Consider the following 16,840-nt stretch of genomic DNA (forward strand, 5'->3'; position numbering starts at 1 on the left):
GCCTTTGTGCTGATGATCTTTGTCGCCCTCAAACAAGTATTCGGCAGCCATAGACAGCCGGACTTTATCTGATTCAGATAAGCCTGTTTCTTATTCGATTACGAGAGGGTGTGCCATGGCTGGCATGGCGAGGTGTCTAGCGTGCGCGGTAAACGATGCGACCTTTGCTGAGGTCGTATGGTGTTAATTGAACAGTGACTTTATCACCCGTCAGAATACGGATGTAGTTTTTACGCATCTTACCTGAGATATGAGCCGTAACAACGTGACCGTTTTCCAACTCAACCCGGAAAGTGGTGTTCGGCATCGTGTCAATGACAGTGCCTTCAAATTCGATATGTTCTTCTTTTGCCATAAAAGTTGTAATGACCTTGGTTTAAAACGACCATTTTGCCGTAATATCACTGATTATTCAAAGTTTTTATCGACTTTAACCCAGCGGGTGCGATAAGCCTCCAGTGCTGAGAAGTTGGTTTTGTATCGCATCTTAGGACTTTCTTCGATCCAGTATCCCAGGTAAAGCCATGAAAGATCATAGTTTCTTGCTAACTCAATCTGTTTCAGAATCGCGAACGTGCCAAGACTGCGCTTGGGTAGGTTGGGGTCAAAAAATGTATAAAATGCGGATGCACCATTGTTGATGAAATCCGTCACCGCTACTGCAATCAATTTATGTTGCAGCCAGAACTCTATAAAGGCGGTATCGCACCAACTACTTGTCAGAAAGTTTACGTAACTTTCGGCACTGGGATTATCCATACCGCCACCAGGATGTCTCCCGGCGATATAACGGCAATACAGTTCATAATGTTGGTTATTGAACTCGGCTGGTTTAACTTTTATCTGAACATCACTATTTCGTTGCAGACAGCGTCGTTGACTTCGGCTTGGTTTGAATTCGGAAAGGTTAATCCGGACGGGCACACAGGCTTCACAGTCCGGACAAAAGGGCCGGTATATGTGATCTCCACTTCGGCGGAATCCATGCTCAATAAGATGGCTGTATACCGTTTTATTAATCGGTTTGTTTGGATCAGGATAGATGTTACGCGCTCGCCGACCCTCCAGGTAGGAGCAGGCATGGGGCTGATCCTGATAGAAATTAAGGCTCATGAGCTTGCCGGTAAGTCTTCATCTATCTGCCAAACACCACCGGCTTCATTTTCGTGGCATAACTGCTGAAGATGTTCAATAAAAAAGCTTCGAGGAATTTCATCCGCGCCCATACTGGCAAGGTGTTCTGAATATATCTGACAATCTATTAATGGTACACCCCAGCGCTGTAATTGCTGGCAAAGGGCTACCAGTGCAACCTTTGAGCTGTCCGTGACAAAACTGAACATAGATTCCCCAAAAAATGCTTTGCCGATGGCTACTCCATAGAGACCGCCAACGAGTTTGTTTTGTTGCCAGCACTCTACACTGTGTGCATAACCCAAGCGATGTAATTCTTTGTAAGCCTTGATCATCTCTTCGTGAATCCAGGTCCTGTTGTCAGGATCCGTGGGTTGATTGTCCCGCGGAGCAGAGCAGGCCTGCATAACCTGCTCAAAAGCCTGATCAAATGTCACCGTGAAGGTTTGCTTTCTTAGTGTTTTTTTCAGACTTTTACTGATACGAACTTGATCGGTAAACAGCACCATGCGCGGATCAGGACACCACCATAGAATGGGATCATTTTTATTAAACCATGGGAAAATACCATGGCGATAGGCATCCAGCAGACGCTGGGCTGAGAGATCGCCGCCTGCGGCTAAAAGGCCATGCTCCGTCGCTTGCTCGACAGGAGGAAAGCGACTTTGGGTTGTGGCCGCTAACCAGGTGATAGACATAATTTAATCTTTAAGTTCTAAATTGAGTTCTTTGGTCCAGTTTATTGAATCCAGATAGGTTCTGACCAGTACTTCTTGTGGCATTGGTGAGTTTTCGAGCTCTTCCCATTGACCACGTTCATAGTGCAGCGCATCCTGAAGCGCAAAACCCGCAGGGCCCTGATGCTCAGTTAATGCAATCTTAAGTTCTGGTGACAGAGGCAGTTTTTCGACTATTTCAGCCAAAGGTCTATCCATTAGCGCGTCCAATGTTGAAAACAGACCAACAGCAAAAAAAGTATCTGACTGGCCTTTGTAATACTTCGCTAATAGCTCACACATACGTGCACGAATCATCGCTACACTTCGCAATTCATTGGGTTTATCGTCCATACCTGACAGACATAACAAACTGGCCCAGGTTTTAACTTTATTCAAACCGAGCATCATTACAGCCTGTTTGGTATTACTGACCTCACGGGGCAGACCAAAGAATGCAGAGTTGATCAATCGTAATAGCTTGTAACTAAGCGTGACATCCTGGTTTATGGTGTCTGCGAGTTCTTCAGGTTCAACATTGGGCTCCTGAAGTTTTACCAAAAGCTCCATCAATGTTTGAGCAGAAGGAGCGACTTTTTGGTTATCTTTGGCATCAGGCAGGGTATAGAACATACCTTGCAGCAGGTCTAAGTCATTTTTCATACAGAACTTATATTGCGCTGCAGCATTGACGTTGGTAGCACACAGAATCTGATGTGCTTGTCGCCACTGAGGCATTTGCTTATCCAAATCTTGTGGTTTGAACTGCTGCAAATCGATTAACAGGGTTTTGCTATGGCCATGCCCATTGGTGTCATTTGCATGACACGCAAAGCTGAATGCTTTGTTGTTGATATCAGGAACATCAATGTCATCAATATCGAGCGTGAGCTCCATGCCGATATTTTGCAGATTTAAAAGTGCGTCCTGCCAGGATTCAGGAATAGTTAATAAGGCTTTTTGACGGTGGTTGATTGCAGGTAAGATTGCCGGCAGCTTTTCAATAAAGTCAGGAACCTGACTGTCATCATTGAGCTTTTGACCATGGATATCAAGAAACGATAGGTGATAGCTGTCGACATTTAGTTCGGACGCTATAAACAAGGGCTGACGATGAATTAAACCGGAAAATGTTTTCAGCAGTTCAAAAGGCGCTTGTTGGTCGGCCATAGGCAAATGCTCTCTTAGCTAATGAGTCAGCTCAAATCGATTCCCGACCCGAGAAGGCATGGGACAGTGTACCACTGTCAATAAACTCTAGCTCACCACCCAAAGGAATACCGTGAGCCAGTCGCGTTACTTTTATCTGCCTTTCCCGAGCGAGCTCACTGATAAAGTGTGCGGTTGCTTCGCCTTCCACGGTCGGGTTGGTGGCAAGAATCACTTCTGCGATCGTTTTCTCATCCATCCACTCAATTAACCTAGGGATGCCGAGCGCCTCGGGACCAATTCCATCTAGAGGGGAAAGATGACCCGATAAGACAAAATACTGGCCTTTGTAATGCGTTGCTTGTTCAATGGCCAACACATCGCTAGGCATTTCTACAATACAAAGCGTATTTTGATCTCGACGCTCATCCTGACAACGGATGCAGACTTCATTTTCACATAAAATTCTGCATCGACGGCAATGTTGCACATTGTTCAGGGCGGCCATCAAGGCTTTAGCCAGACGCTCACCACCGTCACGATTTCTCTCGAGAAGATGAAATGTCATACGTTGAGCAGATTTCGGACCGACACCTGGCAGGCATCGCAAGGCACTGATCAACTCGTCTATGCTGGGTCCTAGACTGGCCATAAATTATCCGTTCAGAATGGCATTTTCATGCCGGGTGGCATCATGCCCGACATTCGATCCTGGGTTGTTTTTTCGACCTGACGGTTCGCATCGTTCACCGCTGCGGCAAGCAAATCCTCCAGCATTTCTTTATCATCTTCGAACAGGACATCTTCGATTTCAACGCGCTTAACATCATGTTTGCCGGTCATGGTGATTTTGACCATACCGCCACCGCTCTGACCGGTTACTTCAACGTTCGCGAGTTCCTGCTGGGCTTTTTCCATATTCGCCTGCATTTCCTGCGCTTGCTTCATTAGGTTGCCTAATCCACCTTTCATGGCAGTTCCTCTTAATTAATCAATAGGTTTAATTGAGTTTTCAATTATACGGGCATTAAACGTATTTTTGATGATTTCAACAGTCGGATCGTTATGAATTGATTCGACAGCTTGTTGTTGTTTGACTGCTTGTTTTTCAGCACGTTCAATCGCCAGCGTCGGACCCGCTCCAACCGTTTTGTCAGCATCCGAAAAGACCAGTTTTAAATCTTGCCCTAATCTTTTGCATAATGCGGCTTTCAAACGTTGTTTCGAGTTATCTGTAGCCAGATGTCCGAGCTCAGGGGAAAGCGACAAATAGATTGACTCATGCTCATATTTAATCAAAGCACTGTTTTCTGCAAGTTGTCGCGTCAGAGCTGATAATTTAAGTTCAGCAATGATCTGGGTCCAGTTAGCAGGTGATAAATCAACAGAAATTAGGTTTTCTGGCTCTGGCTCAGAGTCATTGGCTGCTTTTACGATCGTTTCTGTTTGTGGCTGGGGTGATGGTTCCTGCCGAGTTATAGGTTGTTTGACAGCCTGACTGACCGGCGCTTCTGAAATTGGAGATACGATTTCGCCAGCCGGTGGTGTTTGCACGACCGGCTTACTGGGTGAGGACGACTTTTTTAGTGGTTTATCCTCAAGCTCTGGTGGTGTGGCGGGCTGGAAACTCAGCATGCGTAATAGCGTCATATCGAAACCACTTTTCGGATCGGCGGCCCATGATAGGTCGCGTTTTCCGTGCAGGGCGATTTGATATAAAAGTTGAACTGTTTCCGGATCAAATTGTGTGGCGAGTTCATTTAGCTGTGGTGAGCTACCTTCAATCGGATCCATATCAGGAACCATTTGGAGCGTCGCAATTTGTTGTAATGCTGTCAGCAAAAAATCAAATACAAGCTGAAAATCACGCCCTAATGCTGCCAGTTCGTTGGCTTGCGCCAATAGTGCTTTACCATCTTGTTTTAACAACGCTTCCAGTATCTGAACTAATTGTCCTTGGCTGATACTGCCAAGCATTTGAAACACGCTGTCACTACTGACTTCGCCGCCACCAAACGCAATGGCTTGGTCTAACAGGCTTAAAGCATCACGCATACTGCCATCAGCAGCACGTGCCAATTGCTCCAGTGCTTCTGATTCAGCACTGATATTTTCCTGTTGCAGAATATACGCTAAGTGATCACTGATTTGTTTCAGGTTGAGTCGACGCAGATTAAACTGCAGACACCGTGACAGAATCGTGACTGGAAGTTTTTGTGGGTCGGTGGTGGCAAATAGAAATTTGACGTGTGGAGGAGGTTCTTCAAGCGTTTTCAATAGCGCATTGAAACTGCTGGTTGAAAGCATATGCACTTCGTCAATCAGGTAAACCTTATATCGTCCCTGACTAGGTGCATATTGTGCGTTGTCCAGTAATTCACGGGTGTCATCGACTTTAGTACGGGATGCCGCATCGACTTCGATAAGATCAACATACCGACCATTATCAACTTCTGTACAACTTTGACATTGCCCACAAGGCTCTGAGCTTATGCCTTGTTCGCAATTGAGTGACTTGGCGAGAATACGTGCAAGCGTGGTTTTACCGATACCCCGGGTGCCGGAAAACAGGAAAGCGTGATGCAGGCGGTTTTGATCAAGGCCATTGATCAGGGCGCGCAGCACATGTTGCTGTCCCACTACTTCCGCGAAGGATTTAGGTCGCCACTTGCGGGCCAGAACCAAATAACTCATCGGTTATACGCCACCCGTTAAATAAATTAGGGTGGTGACCCACACCAGCCGGATCTCGGCGCCCGAATCCGAAGGCTCCGCTGCTCCCTTCCGGGCCTGACGGGGTCACCAACATATCGTCGCGAGGAGACCGATGCAGGCCACCATAGAACGCAATAGTTTATGCGTTTATGAATCAATTTTCCATATTGCATTCGCTAATAGCTTTCTATGCCGGTTAAACAATAACTTACCGAACAGTTGAACGGGTCCAAACTGCTGTTAATTTGCAAACTGCGATAATAAGGGGCCATCTCACAAAAATAAGCTTATGAAATCGACTCAGTGACCGATAATGTGTTCGTGGCTGCAATAGTCTCCGGTTAGGGAAAAACGATTTTTCAATGATGAAAAAAGCCAGCGAACTGAAAAGCAAGGACAATAGTGCAGACGAGCCAGTGAAAAAGCGTTTACAGACCATTTCTAAGTTGAGTCTTGTGCTCGCATTGTTCTACATTGCGACAGGCATTCTTAGTCTGAAAATCGCGTCAATCAATGACTATACTGCGGTCGTTTTTTTCCCCGCCGGTATTGCTTTGGCTGCCTGTTTGTCATTCCCTTTAGCTCATGTCTGGCCCGGCATTTTAATCGGCTCTTTCAGTCTCAACCTATTTTTGTCTAATAACTCTGACTGGCTGGATCCTGCTTTTTATCTATTACCTACGATCATTGCTCTCGCTTCACTGCTTCAGGCCGCGATCGGAAGTCGCATTATTCGCCGGTTTGTCAGTGAACCTTTAACACTGAGTTTTGATAAAGATATTTTAAGGTTTCTGTTTAGCGTGCCGTTTATCTGCCTTATCAGCGCAACGGTGAGCGTCAGCACCATGGAACTGGCAACTTCTGAAGGCATCAATTTCAAAACCACATGGGCGGGTTGGTGGGCTGGCGATGCTTTGGGTATTTTGGTGTTCTTACCGCTTGTGATGAGTTTTATTGCCGAGCCTCACAAATTATGGCGAAGCCGAAGAGGCATACTGACCGCTCATACATTGGTATTTACACTGGTCATTGTGATATTGACTTCAAATATCAAACAATTCGAAGATAATCGAATTGAGGATAGATTCCGAATAAGAACGCAGGAGGTCGGAACCTTATTTCAAATCGCGCTGAGAGCAGAAGAGTTGATTCAAGAGAGCGTTTCGCAATTATTTGTGTCTTCTGATGAGGTCACCCGTGCTGAATTCAGTGAGTTTGTTCGATGGTCGATCGATAAAAACAGATATGTTCAGGTCGTGGAATGGCTGCCTCGCATTACCTACAACCAGCGGCAAGCCTATGAGCAACAGCAACGGTCTTATTTCGGTGATAGTTTTTCCATCACCGAGTTTGTGGCAAAGGGGCAGTTAGGTCCAGCCGGAAAACGTGATGAATATTTCCCAATCACCTACCTGGAACCTGAGTGGGATAATAAACCTGCTCGAGGGTTTGATCCGACCTCTACACCATTATCCAAGCTCGTTATTGATAAAGCGATAGCCAGCGGGGAGGCAACAGCGAGACCGCCGCTTAAAATTCTTAGAGATAATAATAGTGTCGATGCGCTGCTCATTTATCGGCCAATCTATCAGACGGCGAAAGGTGATCTGACCTTGAACCCAGATCGCGGTGAGATTTTTGGTCTGGTCAATATCGTTTTGAGGGTGAAGGATTTTGTAGATGAAATTCTTAAACAAGGCGAGTTAAGTGATTTTACCCTTAAATGGCAAGACGACAAAACGGGTGAATTTTATTTCAATCAGCCGGCCTCTAATACTTCATCCCTCAGTCATGAAGTAAGGTTTACCTTGGCAGGGCGTTCAATGCGTTTGGTTTTTAATTCCACTGAGCGTTTTGAACAGTCCGCCTCGACCAAACTTGCAGAGTTTGCATTGATTGGTGGTTTTTTGCTCAGCGCACTTTTCGCTATGCTAATTCTGAGTATTAGTGGTAGAACCCATCGTATTTCGACTGAGGTCAGCCTCCGCACAGAAGAACTGTCAGAAGCGAAAAATAGTGCGCAGGAATCGGAAAAACGTATTCGTGACGTTTTAGATGAAATGCAGTTAACAGAACAAAAACTGCTGCTATCGGATGTGGCATTTAATTCCGCCAGTGAAGCCATGATGATTACCGATGATTTCAAAAAGATCATTGCCATAAATTCAGCATTTACGCGAATTACGGGCTATAACAGTGATGAGGTAATAGGGGAGTATCCGAGTTTTCTTATCCGTGATCTTCCGGAGACTGATTTTCAGAAATTGTCAGATAACTTTGCCACTGCGATGAAACATGAGGGTATCTGGCGTGGTGAAATACAATGCAGACATAAGACCAATGATATGTTTCCAGCTTATGTTTCTATGTCAGCGGTGTATGACACTTCTGGTAATGTCAGCAATATGGTTGGTGTTTTTTCTGATATTTCTGCGATAAAGGCGGCTCAGGCTGAAATTCAACGCCATGCCAATTACGACCCTTTAACGGATCTACCCAATCGCCGTTTGTTTACTGACCGTTTGCAGCAATCCGTCTTACATTGTGGCCGAAGTCGTGAAAAGTTGTGCTTGATGTTTCTGGATCTGGATAGGTTTAAAGACGTCAACGATACCTTAGGTCATGAGTTTGGTGATGAGTTGCTCAAACAAATGGCATTACGTATCAAAGAGTGTGTCAGGGAGGTGGACACAGTAGCTCGTTTGGGCGGCGATGAGTTCACCATTATTCTCAACGAGTTTGATAATAAGAGTCACGCAGTCAGTGTTGCCCAGAAGCTGATTACGGCTATTGAGAAACCAATCACGATTAAAGACCAAACTTTGCGTATCACTACCAGTGTGGGAATTACATTTTATCCTGATGATGCAATTGAAACCGGGATGTTGATACAGAATGCCGACAGAGCTATGTACGCCGCAAAAGAAATGGGCGGCAGTGCCTTTAAGTTTTATACCACCGAGTTGGAACTAAGCTGGCTTTCGCGAACCTTTATTATGAATGAACTGGAGGCAGCCATTGACAAAGGCGAAATCGAGGTGCATTTCCAGCCATTAATTGCAGCAAATACGGATTCGCCATGTAGAAGTGCTGAGGCTTTGGTCCGGTGGCATCACCCAGAGCGCGGCGTTATATCTCCGGCCGACTTCCTCCCTCAGGCTGAACGTATGGGCATGATTGAAAAAATTGATGATTTTGTCTTTAGTCAGGTCTGTCGTCAGATTAAAGCATGGCAGTTGAAAGGTTTGGGAGATGTGCATGTATCAGTCAATCGCTCGGCCCACAATTTTGGTAATCAGCGAGGCCGATTAGACTGGTTGTCGTGCATACGCGAGCAAGGCATTGATGCCCGGTTGATTACACTTGAAATTACCGAAAGTGTATTAATGCAACGCCATGCGGAAAGTGGCCACCTGTTGAAAAAATTACGGCAGGCAGATATCCAGATCGCTGTCGATGACTTTGGTACGGGATATTCTTCACTATCCTATCTGAAAGAAATGGATATTGATTACCTCAAAATCGATCGTTCCTTTATTCGCGATCTGGAAGTCGATGATGATGATCGGGCTATTATTGTGGCGATCACGCATATGGCCAGGCATCTGGGAATTGAAGTGGTTGCCGAAGGAGTAGAAACAGCGAGTCAGAAAAAGATGCTGGAGGAAATCGGTTGTCACTGGTTGCAAGGTTATTTCTTTGCTAAACCAATGCCTGCGAGTGAGTTTGAACAGCGTTTTTTAATGGAAAAAGACGCTAAAGAAGAGAAAGATAAATTTAATGTATCTGAATAATCAAACTTCAAGAAAGATTTTAGAAGATGTTTGAATTGTGGCGGAGAAGGAGGGATTCGAACCCTCGATAGGCTATAAACCTATACACACTTTCCAGGCGTGCGCCTTCAACCACTCGGCCACTTCTCCGTAAGGGGGCGAAGATTACCCTAGATCGTCTCTTCTGGCAATGATGATGCGTCAGATTTATCCGTGTTTGTGGATATGCCCTGATCCGTTTTAGCTGCTCTGGTTCGACGGGGTCGCCTCGTTTTTGGCTTAGCTTTTGTCTCTGCTTTGGCCTTTTTTTCTATATAAAGCGTTACCGACGTTTTCCTGTTAGTTGATTCATCTGAAACAGTGCTTGTCTTTTCACCGCGATGTTTATCGGTTTTTTTATCAGAGCGTTTTTGCTTATCATCCTGACGTGCATAAAACGCAAGACCGCGGAGAACGATATTAGGGTAATGACTAATCTTCTCAGGAAGAAGCGGTAACAAACTTTCGGCATCACCGCCGGTAATGATAAAACGGACTTTGTCATCGAAGTTGTCTTTCAGGTCAGTGATGATTCGTTCCAGCGTTGCGGTAACACTGTAGAGCGTTCCCGCCTGAATGGCGCTGAACGTATTTGTTGCCAAAGTGTTGAATTCCTTTTCATCGGGTTCATCGGTCAATGCATGCGTATTTGCGGCCAGTGAGCTTCGCATCAACCCTAATCCTGGGAGAATCATGCCGCCTTGATGTTGTCCATTTTTGCTGACGATATCGATAGTGATTGCTGTGCCACAGTCAATGACACATTGTGCCTGACGCGCATGTTGTCTTGCCGCGATAAGTGATAACCAGCGGTCAACCCCTAACTTTGCAGGTTCATCGTAAGCATTACTGACTCCGAAACGTTTGTTTTCTGTATGGATAACGATGGGTTTAAGCTGCCACTGTTTTTCAGTCCATTCCGTTAATTGCTCGGCAATTTTATCGCCACCCACATTGGCTACATATATAGCCTCAACGTCTTCAAGTTTTTTCCAGGCTTTATTTAGGGCGGCTTTGATGCCGGTCTTTCCCCGCTGAAAGTTCTGGCTTTCACCTATGCCTGTTTTATCCATGGTTGCCCATTTAACTCGGCTGTTACCGATATCGACCAATAACTTCATGAGGCAAACCTGATGCTGATGTGGCTGTTAGAAAGTAGGTGGATTTGGTTGTTCCGCATATATCGAAGTTCACCCTGCTCGTTAATGCCACAGGCTATCGCAGGTGTACGGGTGTTGTTGCCATCGACTAGGGTGATCGCTTGTTCATGTAATGCATCGTAGCGTGGCCACAGCGGCAAAAAGTCGATAAGACCTCTGTGTTCGAACAGTTCAATTGTTTCAATCATGTTTTGTATTATTCTGCCTGCCAGCCAGTTACGACAAGGTACGGAAGCACAGAGTTGTTCAAGGCTGGTGGATGGTTGTTGTATTAAAGTCTGCGTGGACGGTGGAAGCTTGAAATTAAGGCCGATGCCCACAACGGTAAATTGTTTGGTGTTAAACCTTGATTCTACTAGAATTCCCGCCAGCTTTTGTCTATTAAATAGCACGTCATTAGGCCATTTAAGCTGTAACTGGTTGATTCCAGCTTCCTTGAGGCTATTTATTAAGCTGATTCCTACGGCAATACTCAGTCCATGACGCGGCTTTTCTGCGCAATGCGGCCAAAATAATGATAAGTAAAGATTGCCTGTAGGTGGTGACTGCCACTGATCCCCCCGCCGTCCTCTTCCGGCTGTTTGAGTCTCTGCCATACAAACAGCAGGGGTTATTTTTCCTGTGCTAAATCGTTCCCAAAGTGAATCACTGGTAGAAGCCACTGTTGGCTGAATAAGAATTTCATCAAGCTTGTCATTTGCGCTGCGCTCAAGCGCATCACGAATAGCAGTCTCTGAAAGAGGCGAAAAGGCAGGGTCTGTCAAAAGAAAATTCTTGCTGAGAAAAGGGTGCTTTATAGTCTATCAGGGTGGTAAGTAAGCTGTGAAGCGGTTGATGGAAGAGTTTTGTTAGACTTTGATATCGATCAAGGTACCGACAAGATCATTGCTGGTCTGAATTACTTTAGCTGCTGCTTCAACTTGTCTGCGACTGGCGTCGAGTTGAACTAGTGATGAGGTCAGTTCTTCTAGGGTTTGACCGCCACGGGCAATTTCGGCAGTGTTTTGGGCAGCCGAGTACATTCCACCTTGGAAACCGGCGATGCCTGATTGAAATGCTGAAATGCTGCTCATAATATTTCTCCAACAACTATTGGATTTATATCACTTTACCATAATTAGTTTTGTGATTCATTTCTCATTTTTGCCTGAAACTTAATAAAGAGAATGGTGCTACAAAAACACACGGTGCTGAAGAGTAGCGCCATAACAGGATACAGACTCAATTGCTCAGCACTATATACCTCGCCAACACTGTGACTGAAATAAAACAACATCAAAAAGCTGGTCCATGCGTGTGTATAGGGTCTCCCATAAAGTAGGCCTCGCAAGGGAAACAGCAGCGGGACGATACCAATTAAAATCCAGGCTGAAATGGGATAACTTTCTGCATGCGGTGCAAGGATAATCCAGCCAAGTAAAGTCAACATTAAACCAAAATAGCTGACCAGTGTAAGCCAGCGAAAAAGCGGAGCAGAGATCATTGTAGTTTCAACGTTGTGGTTGCGATGCGCTTTCCTAAAGCACGACAGAGCTGGGCTTCAATTTCAGTAAGATTTTGATCATTCTGACTGCCAGCGACATGGCTCGGTCCGTAAGGTGTTCCGCCTTGTTGTGTGAGCATCAGCCCGGATTCACTATAGGGCAAACCCATCAAAATCATGCCATGATGAAGGAGAGGCAACATCATTGAGAGTAAGGTTGTTTCTTGGCCACCATGTAAGCTGCCGGTGGAAGTGAATACGGCTGCCGGTTTCCCCGAAAGCTCACCGGATAACCAAATATCACTGGTACTGTCGATGAAATATTTCATCGGCGCAGCCATATTGCCAAACCGTGTCGGACTGCCAAGCACTAATGCTGAACAATCTTTCAAATCATCATGCGTGACATATAAGTGACCTTCTGCCGGGATCTCATCTTCGGTAGCTTCACAGACTGAAGAAACGGCTGGCACTGTCCTTAGAAGGGCGTGACAACCTGTCACAGTCTCGACACCACGCGCGATGTGCTCTGCCATAGTTTTGACATGACCGCTGCGGCTGTAATATAAAACGAGAATATTGGTCATGTTATTACAGAATATCCAGTACAGATTCAGGAGGTCGACCGACTCGGGCTCTATTCTGATTAATCACAATTGGACGCTCAATTAATTTTGGATGCTCGACCATCGCTGCTATTAAGTCGTCCTCACTCAGCGTTTTATCTTTCAGGTTGAGCGCTTTGTAATCGTCCTCGCCTTTGCGAAGCAGTTCTCTGGCAGAAAGATCTAATTTAGTTAAAATCGCTCTGAGCTCAGTTTCGCTGGGCGGTGACTCCAAATATTTTATGATTTCAGGTTGAATCCCTTTTTCTTCTATCAAGGCCAATGTTTGTCTGGACTTGCTGCAACGGGGATTATGCAAAATCTGAATTGCTGTCATCGGGAAGGCTCCAATAATTTTTCTAAAGCTGATAAATGGATTTCTATGGGGCGAATGGTCGCCCATTGTGAACAGCCTGGACACTGCCAGTGCATTGTACGCCCTGAGAAGCCACAGTTTTTACACGTGTAGCGGTCACCTTTGTGAATTAATGCAGTCGTCACATCTTTAATGAGTGGGATTAAAACCTGATGATTATCTTCACCTATCATGATGAGGTGATGCAGGCCCTCAACTGAGGGATGTTGATGAAGCTGCCGGTACAGAAATTTTTGAGCGGCCTGATTACCTTGCTGTTGCTGAATCAGGTCCGTCAGTGTGATACGCGCAGAGGTTAAGTGTGGATGACGTGTTAACAGCGCATTTAACCAGTCCTTAAAGGACTGAATATTGCTGACATGTTCGTAACATTCTTGCAGTAGAGGTAATGTTTCAGACAAGAAATAATGATTTTGTTGTTCAACTTTCTGAAGGGCACGCATCGCTTTACGATATTGAGACAACTGAATCAAGATTTTGCCTTCCAGTAAACTGGCGCGAACACAGTTTGGATCGTGTTGGTGTGCATGACGAAGTAATCCCAATGCTTGATGCGGATCTTTCTCAACGATAGGATCCGCTAATTCGCAATAAAACTGGGCGATTAATGCATGTGTATTAATCTTTTTATCTGACGTGATTTGCTTAGCCATATCGATTGCTTGTTGCCATTTCTTTTCCTGCTGGTAGATGCGCAGTAATTGCTTTGGTGCCTCTGGTGGAATAGGCCGTTGTTGCAATAATTCTAAAAAGAGCTGTTCTGCGCGGTCTAAAACCCCTGCATTCATATAATCAAGCCCCAGTTCAACCAGTGCCTGTATACGCTGCTGGCTGCTCAGAGTGGGACGGGCAATGAGATTTTGATGAATGCGAATAGCACGCTCGGTCTCTCCACGACGACGAAATAAGTTTGCTAAAGCAAGGTGAGTTTCAACTGTTTCACTATTGACCTCAAGTAAGCCAATGAACACATCAATCGCTTCATCTGGTTGTTCATTCAGGAGGTAGTTCAGCCCTTTGAAATATTCTGGACTGAACGGCGCGTCTTGTGCACGATACCGACGTTTGTAATGGCGACGAGCCATTAGCCAGCCGGATAGAGCTGCGATCGGAAGCAATAAAAAGAGTGATTCAAACATAGATTTCTAGTGCGAATCTTTTATAGGTAGAATCCGTAGACTGTCGATTTCTTGTTCCGAGACGGAAAGCTTAGATTTCAGGCGACGGTTCTCATAACGGAGTTTCAACGTTGCGAGCACTAACACGATCGCACCTAACAGAACCCCCAAAAGAATGGCAATGACCAACAGGGCCGAAAGGGGCATTGTGAGATCACCGAAATAATAATTAACGGTGACAGCGTTCATGTTGAATGCGGCAAAGGCTGCGCTGATTAAAAAAATCAGAATAAAAATGACTAAAAAAAAGATTTTTCGCATACTGCGGAGTTCCTCAAAATTACTTATGTTTGGGGCACGCTTCCCACTGTACTGATCATACCGCAAAAACGATCCTTGCCCAGAATCGGGGTAAATCATGTAGAATTACCGTTTAATTAATGACAGGTCGGTCCTGTATCAAATCGTGATTTTGGAGAATTCACCATGACCTTTGTTGTCACAGAAAACTGTATTAAATGTAAATATACTGATTGTGTTGATGTCTGCCCAGTAGATTGTTTTCACGAAGGTCCCAACTTTCTCGTAATTGACCCTGATGAGTGTATTGACTGTACTCTTTGTGAGCCTGAATGTCCTGCTGAAGCGATTTTTTCAGAGGATGATTTACCGGATGAGCAAATGGAATTCTTGCAGATAAATGAAGAGTTATCGCAAGTTTGGCCAGTAATCGCAGAAAAGAAAGATCCATTGCCTGACGCAGAAGAATGGGATGGTAAGTCAGATAAAACGGCATTGCTGGAAAGATAATTTTCGATAAAAAGACATAAAAAAGCCCGCTTTGAGCGGGCTTTTTTTTGAGTGATATGTCGTATTAAGCCATAACTTTCTTAAGCTTTTTCATCGCATTATTTTCAATCTGACGAATACGTTCCGCTGAAACATCATATTGATCTGCCAGTGTGTGAAGAGTGGCTTTATTTTCATCATTCAGCCAGCGTTGCATGATGATATCGCGACTGCGGTCGTCTAGGGTAGCCAGCGCATTACTCAGTTTTTGTTGCTGATAATCGCTGAAATCATCCTGTTCCAGTTGCTGCGATGGATCAGAATTTTCCGGTGCGGATAAATAGGCGACTGGTGAAAAGTGCGTTTCTTCGTCATCACCGTTGTCCGCTGGTAAATCAAACGAGGCATCGGGCTGGGCCAGACGTCGTTCCATGTCCATCACATTGGCTGGGGTGACACCTAAATCCTCGGCAACCGCTTGGACTTCTTCCTGATTTAACCAACCCAGGCGTTGTTTGGCGCTACGCAAGTTGAAGAACAGTTTGCGCTGCGCTTTGGTGGTGGCAATCTTAACAATGCGCCAATTGCGGATAACATACTCATGAATTTCAGCGCGTACCCAGTGCACAGCAAACGAAACAAGCCGCACACCTTTTTCCGGGTTAAAGCGTTTTACAGCTTTCATCAGGCCTATATTGCCTTCCTGAATTAAATCAGCGACAGGCAAACCATAGCCACTGTAGCCTTTGGCAATTCTGGCCACAAAGCGAAGATGTGATAATACCAACCGCTGGGCGGCTTCCAAGTCACCATCTTGCTGCAGTCGCGTCGCGAGATCGTATTCTTCTTCTGCAGTAAGAACCGGGATTGTATGGACTAAGCTAGTGTAGGCATCCAAGTTTCCAATCGGTGCCAGTGCCATTTCGTATTTGGCCACATTCGTTGTCATTTATGCAGTCTCCTGAGAGTCATCTCAATTATATTAGCATTATTTGCTTAATTGCATACAGAGTAAGACGGGAAAATTAGGTAAAAGTTTCTGCAAAATGGGTTTATGTAGGCTCTATCTCATTGAGATGACGACCTACTGCGAGCCAAGCACCCAAGACGCCTAACAACGTTCCGAAAAGAGGTAATGCGATAAACATTTGCCCACTCAACCAGTACAATGAGAATTGGCTGTCGTAGAGAGAAGCGAGACGATTAACTGGGCCATTAATCGTTGCTAAGGTTAACAGCAAAGTGACCCAGGCGATTACGCCTCCCAAAAGTCCATACCAGAAACCGGTATAAAGAAAAGGTCTGCGGACAAACGCATTGGTTCCGCCGACCAGTTTGATTACGCGGATCTCTGTCTGTCGGTTCAATATGGCTAGGCGAATGGTATTACCGATTACTAACAACACACTCAGCGACAGTAAAATAGACAGAATACTGATACCGCGCTCACCTGTTTCGTTGATGGTTCGTAAGCGCTGTAACCATTCCATATCGAGTTGAGCCAACTCAACTTCCTGCATGTTCTGCAAGCGTTCTAGAAGGGCTGATAATGCCTCGGCTTCATGCTGCGAAGCCGTAGGCTGAATGATGATTACGGGTGGCAAAGGGTTCTTAGGCAATGTATCCAGTAGATCTGTCAGTCCTGACAGTTGTCGGAATTCTTTTAACGATTGTTCAGAAGACTGGTAACTAACGGCATTAATGTCCGGCCAGGTAAGTAATTGTTCTGCTAACTGTTTGCCACGCGGGTCAGGTGTTGAATGATGCAAAAATAACGAAATCT

Annotated in this window: 19 protein-coding genes, 1 tRNA gene and 1 other RNA gene; 2 read left to right on the forward strand and 19 right to left on the reverse strand. The window is 45.3% G+C overall.

Translation table 11 applies throughout. The annotated features are described in order from the left end of the window. Nucleotides 1–136 precede the first annotated feature (136 nt). From infA to ffs, 8 genes are all read right to left on the reverse strand, one after another. Nucleotides 137–355 (reverse strand): translation initiation factor IF-1, encoded by a 219-nt coding sequence (gene infA, locus ACTF5U_RS07645; RefSeq protein ID WP_008290604.1) that lies wholly within the window; start codon nucleotides 353–355, stop codon nucleotides 137–139. Between the two features lie 53 nt (nucleotides 356–408). Beyond that, nucleotides 409–1,113 (reverse strand): arginyltransferase, encoded by a 705-nt coding sequence (locus tag ACTF5U_RS07650; RefSeq protein WP_438971046.1) that lies wholly within the window; start codon nucleotides 1,111–1,113, stop codon nucleotides 409–411. Next, the gene (gene aat / locus ACTF5U_RS07655; protein WP_438971047.1) at nucleotides 1,110–1,832 is read right to left on the reverse strand and encodes a leucyl/phenylalanyl-tRNA--protein transferase; all 723 of its coding nucleotides are present in this window, start codon (nucleotides 1,830–1,832) and stop codon (nucleotides 1,110–1,112) included. The genes ACTF5U_RS07650 and aat overlap by 4 nt, the downstream gene beginning before the upstream one ends. A gap of 3 nt (nucleotides 1,833–1,835) precedes the next feature. After that, the gene (locus ACTF5U_RS07660) at nucleotides 1,836–3,020 is read right to left on the reverse strand and encodes an EAL and HDOD domain-containing protein (RefSeq protein ID WP_438971048.1); all 1,185 of its coding nucleotides are present in this window, start codon (nucleotides 3,018–3,020) and stop codon (nucleotides 1,836–1,838) included. Between the two features lie 31 nt (nucleotides 3,021–3,051). After that, on the reverse strand, nucleotides 3,052–3,651 hold the full coding sequence (gene recR, locus ACTF5U_RS07665) for a recombination mediator RecR (protein WP_438971049.1): 600 nt from the start codon (nucleotides 3,649–3,651) through the stop codon (nucleotides 3,052–3,054). An 11-nt stretch (nucleotides 3,652–3,662) separates the two neighbouring features. After that, a complete protein-coding gene (locus ACTF5U_RS07670; RefSeq protein WP_438971050.1) occupies nucleotides 3,663–3,971 on the reverse strand; it encodes a YbaB/EbfC family nucleoid-associated protein in 309 nt (102 codons plus the stop codon). Nucleotides 3,972–3,986: 15 nt separating this feature from the next. Beyond that, complete coding sequence (gene dnaX / locus ACTF5U_RS07675) at nucleotides 3,987–5,693, reverse strand: DNA polymerase III subunit gamma/tau (RefSeq protein WP_438971051.1); 1,707 nt, start codon at nucleotides 5,691–5,693, stop codon at nucleotides 3,987–3,989. A gap of 39 nt (nucleotides 5,694–5,732) precedes the next feature. Next, an RNA gene (gene ffs, locus ACTF5U_RS07680) (signal recognition particle sRNA small type) lies at nucleotides 5,733–5,829 on the reverse strand. A 247-nt stretch (nucleotides 5,830–6,076) separates the two neighbouring features. Here ffs and ACTF5U_RS07685 point away from each other — a divergent pair. Continuing rightward, nucleotides 6,077–9,508 carry an EAL domain-containing protein gene (locus tag ACTF5U_RS07685; RefSeq protein ID WP_438971052.1) on the forward strand — a complete coding sequence of 1,144 codons (3,432 nt, stop codon included), beginning with the start codon at nucleotides 6,077–6,079 and terminating at the stop codon, nucleotides 9,506–9,508. Between the two features lie 38 nt (nucleotides 9,509–9,546). On the opposite strand, the gene ACTF5U_RS07690 is transcribed toward ACTF5U_RS07685, so the two are convergent. The 9 genes from ACTF5U_RS07690 to ACTF5U_RS07730 all read right to left on the reverse strand — a co-directional run bounded on the left by ACTF5U_RS07690 (nucleotide 9,547) and on the right by ACTF5U_RS07730 (nucleotide 14,589). Then, nucleotides 9,547–9,637, reverse strand: a tRNA-Ser gene (locus ACTF5U_RS07690). Nucleotides 9,638–9,657: 20 nt separating this feature from the next. After that, the gene (locus ACTF5U_RS07695; protein WP_438971053.1) at nucleotides 9,658–10,647 is read right to left on the reverse strand and encodes a type III pantothenate kinase; all 990 of its coding nucleotides are present in this window, start codon (nucleotides 10,645–10,647) and stop codon (nucleotides 9,658–9,660) included. Continuing rightward, nucleotides 10,644–11,450, reverse strand: coding sequence for a biotin--[acetyl-CoA-carboxylase] ligase (locus ACTF5U_RS07700; RefSeq protein WP_438971054.1), 807 nt, complete (start codon nucleotides 11,448–11,450; stop codon nucleotides 10,644–10,646). The genes ACTF5U_RS07695 and ACTF5U_RS07700 overlap by 4 nt, the downstream gene beginning before the upstream one ends. Before the next feature lie 84 nt (nucleotides 11,451–11,534). Continuing rightward, nucleotides 11,535–11,759 (reverse strand): hypothetical protein, encoded by a 225-nt coding sequence (locus tag ACTF5U_RS07705; protein WP_438971055.1) that lies wholly within the window; start codon nucleotides 11,757–11,759, stop codon nucleotides 11,535–11,537. 44 nt (nucleotides 11,760–11,803) lie between these two features. Next, nucleotides 11,804–12,169: a DUF2069 domain-containing protein gene (locus ACTF5U_RS07710; protein WP_438971056.1), complete on the reverse strand. Its 366-nt coding sequence runs from the start codon at nucleotides 12,167–12,169 to the stop codon at nucleotides 11,804–11,806. Then, nucleotides 12,166–12,756, reverse strand: coding sequence for an NAD(P)H:quinone oxidoreductase (gene wrbA / locus ACTF5U_RS07715; RefSeq protein ID WP_438971057.1), 591 nt, complete (start codon nucleotides 12,754–12,756; stop codon nucleotides 12,166–12,168). Before wrbA ends, ACTF5U_RS07710 begins: the two co-directional genes overlap by 4 nt. 4 nt (nucleotides 12,757–12,760) lie before the next feature. Beyond that, the gene (gene arsC, locus ACTF5U_RS07720) at nucleotides 12,761–13,111 is read right to left on the reverse strand and encodes an arsenate reductase (glutaredoxin) (protein ID WP_438971058.1); all 351 of its coding nucleotides are present in this window, start codon (nucleotides 13,109–13,111) and stop codon (nucleotides 12,761–12,763) included. Then, nucleotides 13,108–14,289, reverse strand: coding sequence for a lipopolysaccharide assembly protein LapB (gene lapB, locus ACTF5U_RS07725; protein ID WP_438971059.1), 1,182 nt, complete (start codon nucleotides 14,287–14,289; stop codon nucleotides 13,108–13,110). The genes arsC and lapB overlap by 4 nt, the downstream gene beginning before the upstream one ends. A 6-nt stretch (nucleotides 14,290–14,295) precedes the next feature. Next, a complete protein-coding gene (locus tag ACTF5U_RS07730; RefSeq protein WP_438971060.1) occupies nucleotides 14,296–14,589 on the reverse strand; it encodes a LapA family protein in 294 nt (97 codons plus the stop codon). A 165-nt stretch (nucleotides 14,590–14,754) separates the two neighbouring features. Between ACTF5U_RS07730 and fdxA the strand changes: the two genes are divergently transcribed. After that, complete coding sequence (gene fdxA / locus ACTF5U_RS07735; RefSeq protein WP_438971061.1) at nucleotides 14,755–15,078, forward strand: ferredoxin FdxA; 324 nt, start codon at nucleotides 14,755–14,757, stop codon at nucleotides 15,076–15,078. A gap of 64 nt (nucleotides 15,079–15,142) precedes the next feature. Here the strand turns inward: fdxA and rpoH are convergent, their stop codons facing one another. After that, nucleotides 15,143–16,006: an RNA polymerase sigma factor RpoH gene (rpoH, locus tag ACTF5U_RS07740; protein WP_438971062.1), complete on the reverse strand. Its 864-nt coding sequence runs from the start codon at nucleotides 16,004–16,006 to the stop codon at nucleotides 15,143–15,145. A 103-nt stretch (nucleotides 16,007–16,109) separates the two neighbouring features. Next, the coding region (gene ftsX, locus ACTF5U_RS07745) for a permease-like cell division protein FtsX (protein ID WP_438971063.1) at nucleotides 16,110–16,840 on the reverse strand (731 nt) is incomplete at its 5' end.

The sequence above is a fragment of the Methylophaga sp. genome (genome assembly GCF_965655755.1).
GTDB lineage: Bacteria > Pseudomonadota > Gammaproteobacteria > Nitrosococcales > Methylophagaceae > Methylophaga.